This is a genomic window from Bacillus sp. MM2020_4, from assembly GCF_011250555.1.
GTDB lineage: Bacteria > Bacillota > Bacilli > Bacillales > Cytobacillaceae > Neobacillus.
The window spans coordinates 1-253 of the sequence record NZ_JAANMZ010000147.1 but is presented as its reverse complement, the minus strand read 5'-3'; the positions used below and the strand labels follow the sequence as shown (position 1 = coordinate 253).

Genomic DNA, 253 nt, shown 5'->3' with positions numbered 1-253 from the left:
GCGCAAGCTAGTAAGAACCCTGAAAGATGATCAGGTTGATAGGTCAGAGGTGGAAGCGTGGCGACATGTGGAGCTGACTGATACTAATCGTTCGAGGACTTAACCATTTGATTATTCGTTTTTACAACTTCTTCTGCATTATCTAGTTTTGAGGGAATGATACCTCAGAAAAAATAGTCTGGTAACAATGGCGAGAAGGTCACACCCGTTCCCATACCGAACACGGAAGTTAAGCTTCTCAGCGCCGATGGTA

2 rRNA genes are annotated in these 253 nt (G+C 44.7%); both read left to right on the top strand.

The features are described 5' to 3' along the window. Nucleotides 1-107: ribosomal RNA gene (locus tag G6554_RS25525) — 23S ribosomal RNA — on the top strand; the annotation flags it as partial. 70 nt (nt 108-177) lie between these two features. Further along, nucleotides 178-253: ribosomal RNA gene (rrf, locus tag G6554_RS25520) — 5S ribosomal RNA — on the top strand; the annotation flags it as partial.